The organism is Kitasatospora phosalacinea, assembly GCF_030268885.1.
Lineage (GTDB): Bacteria > Actinomycetota > Actinomycetes > Streptomycetales > Streptomycetaceae > Kitasatospora > Kitasatospora phosalacinea_C.
Genome location: NZ_BSSA01000002.1, coordinates 392,717 through 408,605, shown reverse-complemented (window position 1 = coordinate 408,605; position 15,889 = coordinate 392,717). Strand labels below are relative to the sequence as shown.

15 protein-coding genes are annotated in these 15,889 nt (G+C 72.3%); 11 read left to right on the top strand and 4 right to left on the bottom strand.

What is annotated here, in order from left to right; all coding sequences use genetic code 11:
* Positions 1-133: 133 nt before the first annotated feature.
* Positions 134-1,327 carry an ROK family transcriptional regulator gene (locus QSK52_RS05460; RefSeq protein ID WP_285734114.1) on the bottom strand — a complete coding sequence of 398 codons (1,194 nt, stop codon included), beginning with the start codon at positions 1,325-1,327 and terminating at the stop codon, positions 134-136.
* A 162-nt stretch (positions 1,328-1,489) separates the two neighbouring features.
* On the opposite strand from QSK52_RS05460, the gene QSK52_RS05455 reads away from it, so the two are divergent.
* Positions 1,490-1,717, top strand: a complete 228-nt coding sequence (locus QSK52_RS05455; protein WP_033214328.1) for a hypothetical protein — start codon at positions 1,490-1,492, stop codon at positions 1,715-1,717.
* Positions 1,718-1,767: 50 nt separating this feature from the next.
* On the opposite strand, the gene QSK52_RS05450 is transcribed toward QSK52_RS05455, so the two are convergent.
* From QSK52_RS05450 to QSK52_RS05440, 3 genes are read right to left on the bottom strand one after another with little or no spacing between them, the layout of a single operon-like run.
* Complete coding sequence (locus tag QSK52_RS05450; RefSeq protein ID WP_435053160.1) at positions 1,768-3,087, bottom strand: sugar ABC transporter permease; 1,320 nt, start codon at positions 3,085-3,087, stop codon at positions 1,768-1,770.
* On the bottom strand, positions 3,084-3,866 hold the full coding sequence (locus QSK52_RS05445; RefSeq protein ID WP_435053159.1) for an ATP-binding cassette domain-containing protein: 783 nt from the start codon (positions 3,864-3,866) through the stop codon (positions 3,084-3,086). Before QSK52_RS05445 ends, QSK52_RS05450 begins: the two co-directional genes overlap by 4 nt.
* Positions 3,867-3,897: 31 nt before the next feature.
* Positions 3,898-5,001, bottom strand: a complete 1,104-nt coding sequence (locus tag QSK52_RS05440) for a sugar ABC transporter substrate-binding protein (RefSeq protein ID WP_285734108.1) — start codon at positions 4,999-5,001, stop codon at positions 3,898-3,900.
* A 222-nt stretch (positions 5,002-5,223) separates the two neighbouring features.
* Here QSK52_RS05440 and QSK52_RS05435 point away from each other — a divergent pair, with 222 nt between their 5' ends.
* From QSK52_RS05435 to QSK52_RS05390, 10 genes are all read left to right on the top strand, one after another.
* Positions 5,224-6,744 carry an LCP family protein gene (locus tag QSK52_RS05435; RefSeq protein ID WP_285734106.1) on the top strand — a complete coding sequence of 507 codons (1,521 nt, stop codon included), beginning with the start codon at positions 5,224-5,226 and terminating at the stop codon, positions 6,742-6,744.
* Positions 6,745-6,788: 44 nt separating this feature from the next.
* Complete coding sequence (locus tag QSK52_RS05430) at positions 6,789-7,442, top strand: hypothetical protein (protein WP_285734105.1); 654 nt, start codon at positions 6,789-6,791, stop codon at positions 7,440-7,442.
* Between the two features lie 170 nt (positions 7,443-7,612).
* Positions 7,613-8,212, top strand: a complete 600-nt coding sequence (locus QSK52_RS05425; RefSeq protein WP_285734103.1) for an LppU/SCO3897 family protein — start codon at positions 7,613-7,615, stop codon at positions 8,210-8,212.
* 138 nt (positions 8,213-8,350) lie between these two features.
* Positions 8,351-10,048 carry a proline--tRNA ligase gene (locus QSK52_RS05420; RefSeq protein WP_285734102.1) on the top strand — a complete coding sequence of 566 codons (1,698 nt, stop codon included), beginning with the start codon at positions 8,351-8,353 and terminating at the stop codon, positions 10,046-10,048.
* 492 nt (positions 10,049-10,540) lie between these two features.
* A complete protein-coding gene (locus QSK52_RS05415; RefSeq protein ID WP_285734100.1) occupies positions 10,541-11,800 on the top strand; it encodes a sensor histidine kinase in 1,260 nt (419 codons plus the stop codon).
* Entirely contained in the window at positions 11,797-12,198 is a 402-nt protein-coding gene (locus QSK52_RS05410; RefSeq protein ID WP_285734097.1) for a roadblock/LC7 domain-containing protein, read from the top strand. The genes QSK52_RS05415 and QSK52_RS05410 overlap by 4 nt, the downstream gene beginning before the upstream one ends.
* Positions 12,195-12,575 (top strand): DUF742 domain-containing protein, encoded by a 381-nt coding sequence (locus QSK52_RS05405; RefSeq protein ID WP_285734095.1) that lies wholly within the window; start codon positions 12,195-12,197, stop codon positions 12,573-12,575. Before QSK52_RS05410 ends, QSK52_RS05405 begins: the two co-directional genes overlap by 4 nt.
* Entirely contained in the window at positions 12,550-13,161 is a 612-nt protein-coding gene (locus tag QSK52_RS05400; protein WP_285734093.1) for a GTP-binding protein, read from the top strand. The genes QSK52_RS05405 and QSK52_RS05400 overlap by 26 nt, the downstream gene beginning before the upstream one ends.
* Before the next feature lie 15 nt (positions 13,162-13,176).
* Positions 13,177-14,496: a cytochrome P450 gene (locus QSK52_RS05395; RefSeq protein WP_285734091.1), complete on the top strand. Its 1,320-nt coding sequence runs from the start codon at positions 13,177-13,179 to the stop codon at positions 14,494-14,496.
* Between the two features lie 283 nt (positions 14,497-14,779).
* Entirely contained in the window at positions 14,780-15,835 is a 1,056-nt protein-coding gene (locus tag QSK52_RS05390) for a tryptophan dimethylallyltransferase family protein (protein WP_285734089.1), read from the top strand.
* Positions 15,836-15,889: the final 54 nt, after the last annotated feature.

Below are 15,889 nucleotides of genomic sequence, written 5' to 3'. Positions count from 1 at the left end.
GGGTCCACGCTGCAGCGGGCCGGTGGCCGGGAGCGCCGGTGCGGCACGCACTGAGCCAAGGTCATGGAGAGTCGGTCCGACTTCGATGAGGCACGTCGAACCAACGTGAGACGGGCCACCCGCGCAGCGGGGTTCAGTGGGTGCGGGTGGTGGCGACCGTGATCGCGGCGTCGATGGCGCCGTAGAGCTCGGAGCGGAGGCCGAGGCGGGTGGCGCGGATGTCGACGGCTTCGGCGACGGCGGGTTGGGCGTAGCGGTCGACGGATTCGCGGATGCCGTGGACGAGGGGGTCGCCGGCCTGGCCGAGTTCGCCGCCGATGATGATGGCGGCGGGGTTGAGGCAGTTGACCAGGTCGGCGAGGACGCGGCCGATGGTGCGCCCGGCTTCGCCGATGACGCGGGCGGCGGCGGGGACGTCGGCGAGGCGGTCGAGCGGGGGGAGGTCGACGGTCTCGCCGGGACGCGCGCCGGGGGCGAGGACGTGGACCAGGCGGCGGCGGACCTCGACGATGGAGGCGACGGACTCCAGGCAGCCGCGGTTGCCGCAGCGGCACCAGGTGCCGGTGTCGGGGAGCTGGATGTGGCCGATCTCGCCGGAGATGCCGCTGGCACCGCGGTAGATGCGTCCGTCGAGCAGGAGCCCGGCGCCGATGCCGGTGGAGGCCTTGACGTAGACGAGGTCGTTGACGGTGTGGCCGGTGCCGTAGGCGCGTTCGCCGCGGGCGCCCATCTCGGCGTCGTTGCCGACGGCGACCGGGCGGCCGAAGACCCGGCCGAGTTCGGCGGCGGGGTCCATGCCGATCCACTGGGAGAGGGTGGAGGGGGCGCGGACCACGTTGGTGCGGGTGTCGAGGGCGCCGGGGATGCCCGCGGCGAGGGCGGTGATCTCGTCGAGGCGGTGCCCGGCGGCGTCCAGGGCCTGCCGGGCGAGGCTCTCGGCGGCGTCGAGGACCTCGCGCGGGTGGTTGTCGACGTCGAGGTGGGCGGTGGCCTCGCCGAGGACGGTGCCGGTGGTGTCGGCGACGGCGGCGGTGACGTGGGTGTGGCCGAAGTCGAAGGCGAGCACCAGGGCGTGGGCGCGGCGCAGGGTGACGGCGGCGGCGCGGCGGCCGCGGCCCGCGGTGGCGGGGGCGGGCGAGGTGGTCTCGCTGACGAGTCCCTCGTCGAGCAGGTCGGTGACGGCGCTGCTGACGGCGGAGCGGGAGAGCCCGGTGAGTCGGCTGATCTCGGCGCGGCTGAGCGTGCCGTGTTCGCTGAGGACGGCGAGCAGGGTGGCCCGGGTGCGCAGGCGGCGGGCCGAGGGTGCCGGGGTGGCGAGCGCTGTCATGCACGGAACGGTAGCGGACTCCGACCCCCATTTTCACCTTTGAACGGATTATTTGACATTCTGCTCGTCCTCTTGACGGATTAATTGGCCTATACCTATGGTCAGGGGCAGCAGTAGCACCTCATGCGCCGGTCGCAGGGACGCGCCGGGAGAGGAAGGCCGATGAACGCCACCCAGAGCCGTCATCGCTGGTGCGTGGAGATACCGCACGCCAACGAGGTGCGTTCCGGCCGCCACCTGTTCATCGTGGACGCCGCCGAGGAGGAGGACGCCCGCCGCGAGGCGATCGAGCGCGCCGAGTCCGCCGAGGCCCGCCGCCACCGCCGCGACGCCGACCTGGACCTGGCCCAGGTCACCGTCGTCCACCTGGGACTGCTCCGCACGCACTGATCCCCCGCCGGCCACCGGGCCGACGGGGGATCCGCCGTTGCTGCGGGACGCTACGCCCGTCCGGCCGACTTCTGGGTCCGCCGCGCCAGCGAGTCGATCACCACGGCGGCCAGCAGCACCGCGCCGGTGATCATGAACTGGATGGCGTTGCTCAGGCCCTGGATGTTCATCCCGGACTGGATCGAGCCGATCACCAGCGCACCCAGCAGCGCCGACCAGGTCGACCCGCGCCCGCCGAACAGGCTGGTGCCGCCGATGACGGCCGCCGCGATCGCGTTCATCAGCAGGTTGCCGCCGCCGGAGGTCTGCGAGGCCGACTGGATCTGCGCGGCCAGGAACAGGCCGCCGATCGCCGCCATGGTGGAGCAGATCATGAACACCGTGATCCGTACCAGCGAGACGTTGATGCCCGCCCGCCGGGCGCCCTCGATGTTCCCGCCCAGCGCGAACACCTTCCGCCCGTAGGGGGTGCGGCGCAGCACGAACTCCAGCACCACCACGAAGACCACGAACACCAGCAGCGCCAGCGGCAGGCCCTTGTACTGGTTGAGCGTGTACGCCACCAGGAAGCCGACCACGGCGAGCGCCGCGGTGCGCACCAGGACGTCGGTGAGCGTCCGGTACGGGACGCCGGCCGCCTTGCGCCGCCGGGTGTCCAGCAGCGAGGAGCCGAGGAACAGCACCACCCCGGCCGCCGCCATGCCGTAGGCGGCGATCTGCTGCCCGTAGATGGTGGAGTACAGCCGGGAGACGATGTCCTTGCCGGACAGGTTGACGGTGCCGCTGGCTCCGAGGATCTGCAGCATCAGGCCGTTCCAGCCGAGGTTGCCGGCCAGCGTGACGACGAACGCCGGGACGCCGACCTTGGCGAAGAACAGGCCCTGCACCAGGCCGACCAGCGCGCCGCCGGCCACCGCGGACAGCAGCGCCACCCACTGGTTGACGCCGTGGGTGACGTTCATGACCGCGAAGATCGCCGCGCACAGGCCGCTGACCGAGCCGACCGACAGGTCGATCTCGCCCAGCAGCAGCACGAACACCACGCCCAGCGCGATCATGCCGGTGCCGACGATCTGCTGGGACAGGTTGGACAGGTTCTGCGCCGACAGGAAACTGCTGTTCAGCGACCCGAACACGGCCCAGATGACGATCAGCGCGACCACCACCGGGGCGGAGCCGAGCTCGCCGCTGGTCAGCCGGCGCTTGAACTCGATCAGGTAGCCCTTGAGGCCCTCCTGCCGGACGATCAGCCGCGGGTCGACGGCCGGGGTGGCCTCCGCCGCGACCGGGACGGGCGCGTTGACGCCGCCGGTCGGCATGGAGTCCTCGGGCAGCGGCCGGTGCCCGGGCTCCGGGGTGTCCCCGCTCATCGTTCGCCTCCCTCGCCGCGGGCCTGCCGACGGGTCACGGCGTTGTCCGTGGCGCCGGTGATGGCCGAGATGATCTGCTCCTGGTTGGTGGAGCGCTTGTCGAAGACCCCGTTGTTGCGCCCCAGCCGCAGCACCGCGACGGTGTCGGCGACCGCCATCACGTCGGCCATGTTGTGGCTGATCAGGATCACCCCGAGGCGCTGGTCGCGCAGCCGCTCGACCAGGTCGAGGACCTGCGCGGTCTGCTCGACGCCGAGCGCGGCGGTCGGTTCGTCCAGGATGACCACCTTGGGCGAGCCGATCAGCGCCCGGGCGATGGCCACCACCTGGCGCTGGCCGCCGGAGAGCGAGGCGATCGGGATCCGCACGCTGGGGATCCGGATGGAGAGGCTGTCCAGCAGCTGCCGGGAGCGCTTCTCCATCCCCACCTCGTCCAGGACCAGCCCGAACTGCTTGAGCTCCCGGCCGAGGAACAGGTTGCCGACCACGTCCAGGTTGTCGCACAGCGCGAGGTCCTGGTACACGGTGGCGATGCCCAGGTGCTGGGCGTCCTGCGGCCGGTGGATGGCCACCGGCCTCCCCTCCCACTCGATCACTCCCTCGTCCGGCTGGTTGACCCCGGCGATGGTCTTCACCAGGGTCGACTTCCCGGCGCCGTTGTCGCCGACCAGCGCGACCACCTCGCCGGCCCGGACCTCCAGCTCGATGCCGGTGAGCGCCTGGACGGCGCCGAACCGCTTCGAGATCCCCCGCAGTGCCAGTACGGTCTCGCCCGTCACCGCGACCACCTCCTCTCCCGGTCGAAGGCGGTTACTGGATCCCGGCGGCCTGGCAGGCGGCGGCGTAGTCCGGGGTGCAGATCTGCTGGGCGGTGTAGAGGCCGTCGGCGATCACGGTGGACTTGATGTTGTCCTTGGTGAGCACGGTCGGGGCGATCAGCAGCGAGTCGACCTTGGTGCCGCTGCCGTTGGTGGAGGTGGTCGGCTTCAGCGAGGCACCCAGGCTCTGGCCCTGGGCGAACTGCACCGCCATCTCGCCCGCCGCGTCCGCCTCCGGCTTGTACGGCTTGTAGATCGACATCGTCTGCGTCCCGGCCAGGATCCGCTGCACGGCGTCGAGTTGGGCGTCCTGACCGGTCAGCGGGACGCTCAGGTTGGCGGCCTTGAGGGCGGTGGCGATGCCCGCCGCCATGCCGTCGTTGGCGGAGTAGACGCCCACCACGTTCGGGGCGCCGATCGCGGTGATCGCGGCGGCGGCCTCCTGGTTGGCGGTGTTCGGGTCCCACTGCGGGGTGTCGTACTCCTTGCCGATCTTCAGCTTGCCGTCGATCGCGCTGTGCGCGCCGGCCTTGAAGTCGGCCGCGTTCGGGTCGGTCGGCGAGCCGTTGATCATGATGATCTGGCCGCTGCCCGCCTTGTCGCCGACCGCCTTGACCAGCGCCTCGCCCTGCAGCTCGCCGACCTTGTGGTTGTCGAAGGAGACGTACGCGTCCACCGGGCCCTGGGCGAGCCGGTCGTAGGCGATCACCTTGACGCCCGCGTCGTGCGCCTTCTGCACCGAGGACTGGATCGCCTTGGAGTCGACCGCGTCCAGGATCAGCACCTGGTCGCCCTTGGTCAGCGCGGTGTCCACCTGGGTCTGCTGCTGCGTCGCGTCCTGGTTGGCGTTGTAGTAGTCGATCTGCGCGTTCGGGGCCAGCGACTTGATCTTCGCCTCGATCAGCGGGCGGTCGAACTGCTCGTAGCGGGTGGTCTTGGACTCCGGCAGCAGCAGACCGATCTTCACCGCCTGGTTGGCGCTGCCCGAGGAGCCCGAGGAGCCGGAGGACTGCTTGGCGCTGCCGCAGGCGGCCAGGCCCACGGCGAGCGAGGCCGCGGTGGCGGCGACGGCGATCCGACGGAGACCGGTGTGCATGATGCCCTCTTCCTCTGGATGTCGCCCCCGTCACCGAGTGTGAGAACGAGCGGCGGCCGCCACGATCGGGACTGGGCCGAGCGGGTGGCGCCACGCCGTTCGGCGGTCCGGACGGGGGGTAGACGGAGGCGGGTGTGACTTCACCCGGTCGGGTTTGTATGCTTCGCTCGGCCTCTACAGCTCTGTAGAAGTTCGATCGGCGGCAACGGGTGAGGGGGCGTCATGTCCGCACGCAGGGCGAAGGGCAGTCACGGCGGCGCACCGGGCCGCGGCCGCCGGGCCCGGCGGATCGCCCTGTGGACCACCGCGGGCACCGTCTCGCTGGCCGTCCTGGCCGGCGGCCTGGTGTACTACCGGCTCAACGGCAACCTGAGCACCTTCGGCGAGGACGGCGTCAGCAAGGACCGCCCCGCCGCCGCGTCCGCCGACGCCCAGGGCCGCACCCCCGTCAACCTGCTGCTGATCGGCTCCGACTCGCGCGACGGCAGCAACAAGGACCTCGGCGGCGGCGAGGACGGCGGCGCCCGCTCGGACACCGCGATCCTGCTGCACGTCTACGCCGACCACAAGCACGCCGTCGGGGTCTCCATCCCGCGCGACTCGCTGGTCGAGGTCCCGCCCTGCCTGCTGCCGAACAAGACGTGGACCAAGGACCAGCCCAGCACCATGTTCAACACCGCCTTCTCGGTCGGGAACACCGAGCAGGGCAACCCGGCCTGCACCCAGAACACCGTGGAGAAGCTCACCGGACTGCGGATCGACCACACCATGGTGGTCAACTTCCAGGGCTTCGCCGACATGACCAAGGCGGTCGGCGGCGTCGACGTCTGCCTCCCCAAGGCCGTCTACGAGGGCGACCTCAACCCCAACCTCGGCCACCGCGGCAAGGAACTGTTCCAGCAGGGCCACCAGACCCTCTCCGGCCAGGCCGCCCTCGACTACGTCCGGATCCGGCACGGCCTCGGCGACGGCTCCGACATCGGCCGCACCAAGCGCCAGCAGGCCTTCCTCTCCTCGCTGATCAAGCAGGTCAAGTCGCAGGGCATGGACCCCACCACGCTGCTGCCGCTGGCCGACGCCGCCACCAAGTCGCTCACCGTGGACGAGGGCCTGGGCTCGGCCGCCAAGCTGATCGACTTCGCGATGTCGCTCAAGGACGTCGACCTGCACGACATCAAGTTCCTCACCGTCCCCTGGCGCTACCAGGGCGAGCGGGTCGCCCTGGTGCACCCCGACGTCGACCAGCTGTGGGCCGCGCTCCGGGCCGACCGCACCCTGGACGGACAGGACGCCTCCGCGGCCCCGGCCGCCGCCCCGAGCCCCGCCGCGTCCGGCAGCGCACCCGCCACCGCCCCGAAGCCCGTCGGCACCGGCATCAAGGTCGCCGTCTACAACGGCACCGAGACCGCCGGGCTCACCACCCGGGCCGCCCAGGCCCTGGAGGACGCCGGGTTCACCGTCACCGGCCGGGCCAACGCCGCCGCCCGCACCCACCGCAGCACCCTGGTCGAGTACGGGCCCGGCGAGAAGGACCGGGCCGAGAAGGTCGCCGCCCTGTTCCCCGGCGCCGTCCTGCAGGCCGACGGCCGCACCGCCGGCATCGCCCTCACCCTCGGCGCCGACTACGCGAACGGCAGCGGCACCACCGCCGCCCCGCCCCTCCCCACCGGCCCGCTGCCCACCAGCGTCAGCCAGGCCCGCTCCGCCGACGACGACGCCTGCTCCGACCTCACCTACGGCTGACACCGCGCCCGAACCCACCACCGAACCCCCGGGGGACCGCGGCGATGGAACCGCACACCGGCAACGGACCCACCCAGCAGGACCGGGCCGACTTCGAGCACGCCCTCGGCCTCGCCCTGGCCGACCCCGCCCTGCGCGCCGCCCGCACCGCCCCGGACCCCCGGCAGGACGCCCGGCTGCGGGCCCTGGCCCGGCAGCACGCCGCCCGGATCCTGGCCGCCGCCGAACCCGAGTACCTGGCCTACCGCCGACTGCGCGACGCTGCGCCCCCGGCGCCCGCCGGGCGGAGCACCGACCCCGGCGAACGGCTGACCGGCTGGCTGGGCGCACTGGCCCTGGTCGTACCGGTCGTCAGCGGCAGCGCCGCCGCCGTGTTCTTCCTGCTCGGCGCCGTCCTCGGCCTGTCCCGCCCGCACGCCGGGCTCACCACACCGCTGCGCACCGCCGCCTGGACCACCGTCGCGATCGCGGTGACCGGCGCCCTGGTCGGGCTGCTCGGCCTGCTGCTGACCGCCGCGTGGCGGCGCGACGCCCCCTGCGGCGACCCGCAGCACGAGCAGCGGGTCACCGCCGCCCGCGCCGCCTGGCGGGCCGCGCTGCTGGAGCGCGGGCTGCGGCCCTTCCTGCGCTCCGGGCCGGAGCCCGCGCCGGGAGCCGTCGCGGACGGGGCGGTTCGCACCGGTCCGGAGCGGCAATAACCACTCCGGGGCGCCACGCAAAGCCCGGCAATTCGCGGGCAAATGCCGGATTGCGGACGGTTCTTGAGTAAAGAGCAGGCAATAATTCTCCCGTTGTTGCCACATTCCTTCCCGGCCGCGTGGCTAGGCTTCGTCGGCCGTACGCCTTTCGCGCCGTGAAGGAACACTCCGTGAGCACTCCCCAGCCCGGCCAGTACCCCCCGCCGCAGGCCGGTGGCTACCCGCCGCCGCCCGGCCCGTACGCCCAGCCCGGCCCGTACGCCCAACCCGGCCAGTACCCGCCGCCCCAGGGCCAGTACGTTCCGCCCGGCCAGTACCCGCCGCCGCCCCAGGGCCAGTACGTTCCGCCCGGCCAGTACCCGCCGCCCCAGGGGCAGTACGCCCCGCCGCCCGCCCAGCCGGTCGTGTACCCGCCTCCCGGCGGCTACGGGGCGCGCACCGTGTCGCGCTGGCGGCCCCGGCAGGTCCTGTCGGTGGTCGGGGCCGTGCTGGGCGCGATCCTCATGGGGGCGTTCTGGCTGTTCGGGTCGGACGACGGCGTGGACACCGCGAAGGTCGGCGACTGCATGTACAAGTCCGGCGGCACCTCGGTCCGGCCCACCCTCACGGTGGTGCCGTGCACCGACGCCAAGGCCGCCTACGAGGTGGTCAAGGTGGTGCAGAGCAGCGACACGTCGGCCTGCAGCGAGATGCCGGGCCACCCCGGGTGGTACACGAGGACGTCCAAGCACAAGAGCTTCACGGTCTGCTTCGTCCCGAAGACCCCCTGAGGCCCGGCCCGGCGCCCGGCGCCGGGCCCGCGCACCACCTCCGGCCCGCGCGGACGCGGATTTATTCGGAGCCGGGGATTCCCCTCGACGGTTAGACTCCGAACTCCTTTTCCGCGGGCCGAGAGGACGGTGTTCCCCATGCGCTGGTCGCAGCTGTACGTACCCACCCTGCGGGAGGCCCCGTCCGACGCCGACGCCGCGAGCCACCGCCTGCTGGTCCGCGCCGGGTACGTGCGGCAGTTGGCCGCGGGCCACTACTCGCTGCTGCCGCTGGCGGTCCGGGTGCGGGCCCGGATCGTCGCGGTGGTGCGGGAGGAGATGGAGCGGATCGGGGCGCAGGAGTTCCTGCTGCCCGCGCTGCACCCGGCGGAGCTGTGGCGGCGCACCGGGCGCTGGGAGTCGATGGGCGAGGAGATGTTCCGCCTGACCGACCGCAAGGGCGCCGAGCAGGCCCTCGGGATGACCCACGAGGAGGTGTTCGCGCACCTCGCCGGGGAACTGCGCTCGTACCGGCAGCTGCCGCAGGTCTGGTACCAGTTCCAGACCAAGTTCCGGGACGAGGCGCGGCCCCGCTCGGGCCTGCTGCGGGTGCGCGAGTTCACCATGAAGGACTCGTACAGCTTCGACCTGGACGAGGCCGGGCTGGAGCGCTCCTTCGAGGCGCACCGGCTGGCGTACCTGCGGATCTTCGAGCGGCTCGGGCTGCCCGCGTTCGGGGTGCGGGCCTCCAGCGGGGCGATGGGCGGCAGCGCCTCGGTGGAGTTCATGAGCCCCTCCGCGGCGGGCGAGGACCTGGTGGTGCGCTGCCCCGGCTGCGGGTACGCGGCGAACACCGAGAAGGCGCTGTCCGCGCTGCCCGCCGTCGCGGACCTGCCCGGTGCCGGGGCGCCGGAGGAGTTCGCGACGCCCGAGGCCCGCACCATCGAGGAGCTGGCGCGGCTGCACGGCGTCGCGCCGGAGCGGCAGCTGAAGACCCTGGTGCAGGTGGTGGACGGGAAGCCGGTGCTGGTGCTGCTGCGCGGCGACCACGCCCTGGTCGAGCAGAAGCTGCTGGACGCGCTGGGTGCCGCCGCCGCCCGGCCCGCCACCGCGGAGGAGGTCGAGAGCACGCTCGGCGCCTCGCCCGGCAGCCTCGGCCCGCTCGGCGCCCACGGCCTGCCGGTGCTCGCCGACGAGGCGCTGCGCGGCCGCACCGACCTGACCTGCGGAGCCAACCGGGACGGCTTCCACCTGCGCGGCGTGTCGATCGGGCGGGACGTCGCGGTCGACCACTGGGCGGACGTGCGGGAGGTCGCGGCGGGCGAGGCCTGCACGGAGTGCGGGGCGGCCCTGGAGGTGCTGCGCACCATCGAGGTCGGCCACATCTTCCAGCTCGGCCGCCGCTACACCGAGGCGCTGGACGTGGCGGTCTCCGGACCGGGCGGCGAGCGGGTGGTGCCGCTGATGGGCAGTTACGGCATCGGCGTGGAGCGGGTGCTGGCCGCCCTGGTGGAGGCCCACCACGACGAGCGGGGCATCCGCTGGCCCGCCGCGGTCGCCCCGTTCGACCTGGTGCTGACGGTGCTGCCCGGCAAGGACGGCGCGGTGGCCGAGGCGGCCGAGCGGCTGTACGCGGAGCTGGGCGCGGCGGGGGTGCGGGTGCTGCTGGACGACCGGGCGGAGCGCCCCGGGGTGAAGTTCGCCGACGCCGAACTGATCGGCGTGCCCTGGCGGCTGACGGTCGGTGCGCGTGCGCTGGCCGCGGGCGCGGTGGAGCTGACCGCCCGGGCGGACGGCGCCGTCCGCGAGGTGGCGCTGGACGCGGTGGTGCGGGAGCTGCGCGCCGTCGTCGGCTGAGCGGGGCCGGGTCCGGCGCCCGTGCGCGCGGTGCGCACAGGCGCCGGATTCCGTGGAGAAGCGGTGCCCGGCGGGGGAGCAGGGGGTGTGCCGGGTGTCCGCACCTTAACGGCGGGTTGCGCGGTGTGACGTTCTTCCCATCCGGCCCCCCTTAGCAGGGCAGCGGCGCGCTCCTTGACGCTTCGTCGGAAAATCCGGGAACCGGCGTGTCGAGCTCCGCCAGACGGCGCGTCCTGTGATAAAAGGCCCGGTCGGAGGCGGTGCGGTGGCCGGGGCGGTGTAGCGGCGGATCGGACTGACGTCCGATCAGGGCACTGACCTGGGGTTCCAACTACCCTTGTGCACGCCGGAGGAGACGGATCTTCACATTCACGTGGACGATCGTTCACCTGTTCGCCCGATGATACGATCATCCCGCTTGGGGGAGCGGCGGGTTCACCCTGCGATGACGGGGATTCAGCAGTCGGCCGCCAGTCGCCTGAAGAGAGTCTTATGACGAAATACACAGCGAACCCGTTGCTCTGGGTTCTCTTCCTCGTCCTGGCCGCCGCGGTCCTCGTCGTGGTCCGCCAGCGCAAGGCAGCCGCGGCACTCCGGCAGGAGATCAGCGGGCTCCGGGAGCACTACACCGACCTGGAGCACCACTATACGCAGTCGGTCGCCTCCGCTCAGGAACAAGCGGACGAAGCAACCAAAACGGTATTGAAGTCCGCCATGCGGACGCTCCAGGGCCTCGCTGCGGAACAGCAGTTGATCCTCTCCCGGCTGCAGGACAAGTACGGCGAGTCGGTGATCCTGCAGGACCTGCTGGAGGTCGACCACACCAACTCCCAGTTCGGCCGCCGCGCCCAGTCCATCGCCGTCCTGTGCGGCGGCTGGCTCGGCCGCCACCGCGACGTCGCCTCGGTGTACGACGTGGTGCGCTCCGCCCAGGGCCGCATCCGCCACTACCGCCGGGTGGAGATCCTCTCCCAGGTGGACTTCGGCGTCTCCAGCCGCGTGGTGGAACCGGTCGCCCTGGCGCTGGCCGAACTGCTCGACAACGCGACCTCGTACTCCAGCCCCGACACCGTCGTCGAGATCAACATCCGCACCGTGCCCAAGGGCGTGGTGATCGTGGTGGACGACGCCGGCGTCGGCATGAACGACGAGGAACGGGCCCGTGCCCAGCGGCTCCTGACGACCGAACGGGTCAGCGGCGTCGGCGGCCTCGGCAACCCGCCGCAGTTCGGCCTCGCCGTGATCGGCGTGCTCTCCGAGCGCTTCGGCTTCGAGGTCTCGGTGGACTCCGCCTCCCCGTACGGCGGCGTCCGCTCCGTGCTGCTGCTGCCGCACGAGCTGCTGACCGGCATGCCCGAGCGGCGCACCCAGCCGCCCGCCGCGTCCGCCCCGGTGGCCGAACGGGTTCCGGCTCCGGCGCCCGCCCCTCTGGCCCGGCCGGCGGCGCAGCCGGCCGCGCTCCCCGCCGCCGCGGCCCCCGCCCCGGCGGTCGAGTCGTACGGCTCCACCGAGGACGGTCTGCCGATCCGCCGCCGCAAGCGGCCGATGGCGATCGTCCCGCCCACCGAATCCGCCCCCTACGGCGCGCCCGCAGCGCCCGCCGCCTCCGCCACCCGCTCCGGGGAGCAGACCGCGGCGATCCTGGGGGCTTTCCAGCGCGGCACCAGGTCCGGTCGCGCCATCCAGCGGGACGACGCGAACCAGACGACCAGCACCCGCGGTGCAAGCAGTGAAGGGCATGAGTTCTCGTGAACGACGATCTGTCTTGGATGCTCGACAGCGCGCTGGAGATCCCGGGTGCCCTGCACGCGGTCCTCATCTCCGCCGACGGCCTGCTGATGGCCCGCACCAGGGACATCGACAAGGACAACGCGGACCGGGTGGCCGCCGCGATGAGCGGCGTGCAGTCGCTCTCCCGCTCGCTCGGCTTCTTCTGCGACAACCCGACGCAGCGCTGGCAGCAGACCCTGGTCGAGTTCGACGGCGGCTGGGTGTTCCTGATCTCCGCCGGTGACGGCGCCTACCTGGGCGTGTCTGCGCTGCCGGACGTCGACATGCAGGACATCACCTTCCGGATGCAGCAACTCGTGGGCCAGCTCGGCAAGTTCCTCGCCGCGCCGCCCCGCGAGGACATCGGGGCGCGCCGGTGAGGGCGGGCGGCGAGGACTTCGAGTTCGAGCCGGCGGACTTAGTCCGCGCCTACGTCATCACCAAGGGGCGGGAGCTGCCCGACGAGCAGCAGCTGTCCCTGATCACCCTGGTCACCGCCGCCCCGCAGGACGGCCGCCGCCCCGCCCGGCTCACCCCGGAGGAGCAGCGCCTGCTGGACATCTGTTCGGCCGGCTACCTGTCGGTCGCCGAGGTGGCCGGCCACACCCGGCTCCCGCTGGGCGTGGTCCGCATCGTCCTGGCAGCCCTCGCCGAGGGCGGCCACCTGCTGACCCGACCGCCGGTCCCGAGGGCCCGGAACGCCGACAAGGACCTTCTGGAGGAGGTGCTCAATGGGCTTCACCGCAAGTTCGGATGACCGGGTCGGGCTGACCACCGACGACTACGTCTCGGGCGGCGCCACCCAGACCGCCGTGAAGATCCTCGTCGTCGGCCACTTCGCCGTCGGCAAGACCACCTTCATCGGCTCGATCTCCGAGATCGAACCGCTGTCGACCGAAGAGACCATGACCCAGGCCGCCGAGGCCGTCGACGACCTCAAGGGCGTCCGGGGCAAGACCACCACCACGGTCGCGCTCGACTTCGGCCGGCTCACCCTCAGCGAACGCGTGGTGCTGTACCTGTTCGGCACCCCCGGCCAGACCCGCTTCGTCCAGATGTGGGAGGACATGGCCCGCGGCGCGCTCGGCGCGCTGATCCTGGTCGACCCCGAACGGCTCGCCGACTCCTTCCCCGTCATCGACCTGATCGAGCAGTACGGACTGGACTACGCCATCGCCGTCAACCACTTCGACGGCAACCCGGAGCGCGCCGAACGGGCGCTGCGGGAGGCCCTCGACCTGCTCGACGAAACCCCGGTCGTCACCTGCGACGCGCGCAACGAGAAGTCGTCGGCCGCCGCACTCACCACTCTCGTCCGCTATTTGCTGGACCGCGCCAGCTAGGAGCAACACGCAGCCATGGACACTCACTCCCCCGCCCCGGTGCCCCCGCCCGGGTGCCCGGCCCACGGCGGCCGAGTGCCGCTGTACGGGCCGGAGTTCGCCGCCAACCCGCAGTCGTACTACGACTACCTGCGGCACTACGGCCCCACCGCTCCGGTCGAACTCGCCCCCGGGGTCAACGCCACCCTGGTGACCGAGTACTCGGCCGCCCTGCAACTGCTGCAGGACTCCGCCACCTTCCGCAAGGACGGGCGGCGCTGGCGCGAGTTCAACGAGGGCGCCGTCCCGATGGACAGCCCGGTGGTGCCGCTGCTCATGCACCGGCCCAACGCCATGTTCGCCGACGGAGCCGAGCACCTGCGGCTGCGCCAGGCGATCACCGACACCATGGCCCGGATCGACCCCCGCCGCCTGTCCCGGGTCACCCAGCAGGTGTCGGACTTCCTGATCGCCCAGTTCAACTACCGGGGCTCGGTCGACCTGGTCAGCAGCTACGCCCGGCAACTGCCGCTGTTCGTCTTCAACGAACTGTTCGGCGCCCCCGCCGACATCGGCGACCGGGTGCTGTTCGGCATCTCCGGCATGTTCGACGGCATCAACGCCGAGCAGGCCGCCGAGGTGCTGTACGGCGCCGTCGGCGAACTGGTCGCGCTCAAGCGCAGCCGCCCGGGCGACGACGTCACCTCCTGGATGATGCAGCACTCCGCCCGGCTCTCCGACGAGGAGATGGTCCACCAGCTCGCCCTGCTGCTGTCGGGCACCGACCCGGAGGGCAACTTCATCGGGTCCGCCCTGCACCGGCTGCTCACCCACGACGCGTACGCCCACCAGGGCGGTCTGATCGACGAGGCGCTCGACGACACGCTGTGGGAGAACCCGCCGATGGCGAACCTCGCCCCGCACTACCCGGCGGTGGACACCGAGTTCGCGGGCGAGCAGCTGAAGGCCGGCGACCTGATGCTGGTCTCCTTCGCCGCCGCCAACCGCAGCCCGATCCTGGCCAGTGAGCGGAAGGTCGGCAGCCGGGCGCACCTGGCCTGGAGCGCCGGGCCGCACGCCTGCCCGTCCAAGGACCCGGCGCGGCAGATCGCCATGACCGCGATCGAGAACCTGTTCAACAAGCTGCCGGACATCGAACTGGCCGTCCCGGAGAGCAGTCTGAGCTGGCGTCCGGGCCCGTTCAACCGCGGACTGGTCGCACTGCCCACCCGGTTCACCCCGGTCGAGGCGGCCCGTCCGGTTCCCGCCGAGAACACGACGGCGCGTCAGGAAAGCTCCAAGGCCGGTGAGAAGACGGGACGTTGGAGCCAGTTCCTCAACTGGCTCACCAGGTGATCTTTGCAACAGTAATCATGTTCCTTTCACGGCATGAACATTGACCGACTCGGGTATTCAGCTGCGCAATTGCCTCCGCCACATGCGGTTGTCCACTGACCGAGAACAGGAGGGTGTCGTGGAGAGAGTCTCCAAGGACGCCTGGCCTCCGACCGCCGCCCCCTCGCACCCGCCGATACCCGGCCCGGTACGAGGGGGCGGCGGCCGTCCGCCCCGTCCTCTCCTCCGACCCGCCGAACACGAAGAACCGCTCCTCCACCCGTCCAGACCGACGACCAGGACGGTGGGCGCCCACACCGCCCGCCAGCTCCTGGCCCTGTGCGACCTCGCGGGCCTGGGGGCCGCCGAGTCCGCCGCCTACGCCCGCGCCGTCAACGCCGCCCTCGGACCGGTCTCCGAACGCCCGCTCAACCTCCCACCCGTCCTCCCCTCCTTCCTCTCCGACGACCACACCCCCGTCGAGTTCTCGCTCTCCTTCTCCCCCGGCCGCGCACCCACCCTCCGCGTGCTGTTCGAACCCGCCAGCGGCTTCGGCACCCCCGCCGACAGCAGCCTCCTCGCCCAGCGGGCCCTGCACCGACTGGCCGGCCACTGGGGGATCTCCACCGAACAGCTCGACGCCGTCAGCGACCTGTTCCTCCCGGACGAGCCGCAGGGCGCCTTCTCCCTGTGGATCGCCCTGGAGCTGCTCCCCGGCAGCGCCCCCCGGATGAAGGCCTACCTCAACCCGGCAGCCAACGGCGCCCAGCACGCCGAGCGGACCGTCCGCGCCGCCCTGCGCCGACTCGGCCACCACCACGCCGAGGCCGACCTGCCCGAGGGCGACCAGCTGCTCTTCCTCGCCCTCGACCTCGGCGACTGGCCCGAACCCCGGCTCAAGATCTACACCACCCACCACGGCCTCACCCCCACCGGCGCCCGCGCCCTCGGCCGGATGCCGGGCGGTCCCACCCCCGACGAACTGGAGTCCTTCCTCCGCACCGCCGCCGGCGTCGCTCCCCGCGACAACCCCCGACTCGCGCTGCGCCCCGTCCAGACCTGCCACGGCTACACCGACACCACCGGCACCGCCCGGGCGTTCACGATGTACGTGCCGGTCCGCGACTACGCCCGGCACGACGGCGAGGTGCTCGACCGCGCGGTCTTACTCCTCGACCGCCACGGCATCGACCCGGCCGCACTGCGCGACGCCCTGGGCGCGCTGACCCCGCGCCCGCTGGAGGACGGCGTCGGCCTGATCTCCTACCTGGCCCTCGCCCACCAGGACGGCCGCTCGCCACGGGTCACCGCGTACCTCTCCTCCGAGGCGTACCGGGTCCGCCCCCCGAACATCCGCTGACCCCGGGCGGCCGTCCTCCCCTGTGACCGCCGCCCACGTGCCCGCACCCCCGAA

What these genes read in the sequence shown, in the direction of transcription:
- QSK52_RS05455 (WP_033214328.1), top strand. Translation starts at nt 1,490, where the DNA reads ATGAACGCCACCCAGAGCCGTCATCGCTGGTGCGTGGAGATACCGCAC.
- QSK52_RS05435 (WP_285734106.1), top strand. Translation starts at nt 5,224, where the DNA reads ATGTCCGCACGCAGGGCGAAGGGCAGTCACGGCGGCGCACCGGGCCGC.
- QSK52_RS05395 (WP_285734091.1), top strand. Translation starts at nt 13,177, where the DNA reads ATGGACACTCACTCCCCCGCCCCGGTGCCCCCGCCCGGGTGCCCGGCC.
- QSK52_RS05400 (WP_285734093.1), top strand. Translation starts at nt 12,550, where the DNA reads ATGGGCTTCACCGCAAGTTCGGATGACCGGGTCGGGCTGACCACCGAC.
- QSK52_RS05460 (WP_285734114.1), bottom strand. Translation starts at nt 1,327, where the DNA reads ATGACAGCGCTCGCCACCCCGGCACCCTCGGCCCGCCGCCTGCGCACC.
- QSK52_RS05450 (WP_435053160.1), bottom strand. Translation starts at nt 3,087, where the DNA reads ATGAGCGGGGACACCCCGGAGCCCGGGCACCGGCCGCTGCCCGAGGAC.
- QSK52_RS05420 (WP_285734102.1), top strand. Translation starts at nt 8,351, where the DNA reads ATGCGCTGGTCGCAGCTGTACGTACCCACCCTGCGGGAGGCCCCGTCC.
- QSK52_RS05440 (WP_285734108.1), bottom strand. Translation starts at nt 5,001, where the DNA reads ATGCACACCGGTCTCCGTCGGATCGCCGTCGCCGCCACCGCGGCCTCG.
- QSK52_RS05430 (WP_285734105.1), top strand. Translation starts at nt 6,789, where the DNA reads ATGGAACCGCACACCGGCAACGGACCCACCCAGCAGGACCGGGCCGAC.
- QSK52_RS05415 (WP_285734100.1), top strand. Translation starts at nt 10,541, where the DNA reads ATGACGAAATACACAGCGAACCCGTTGCTCTGGGTTCTCTTCCTCGTC.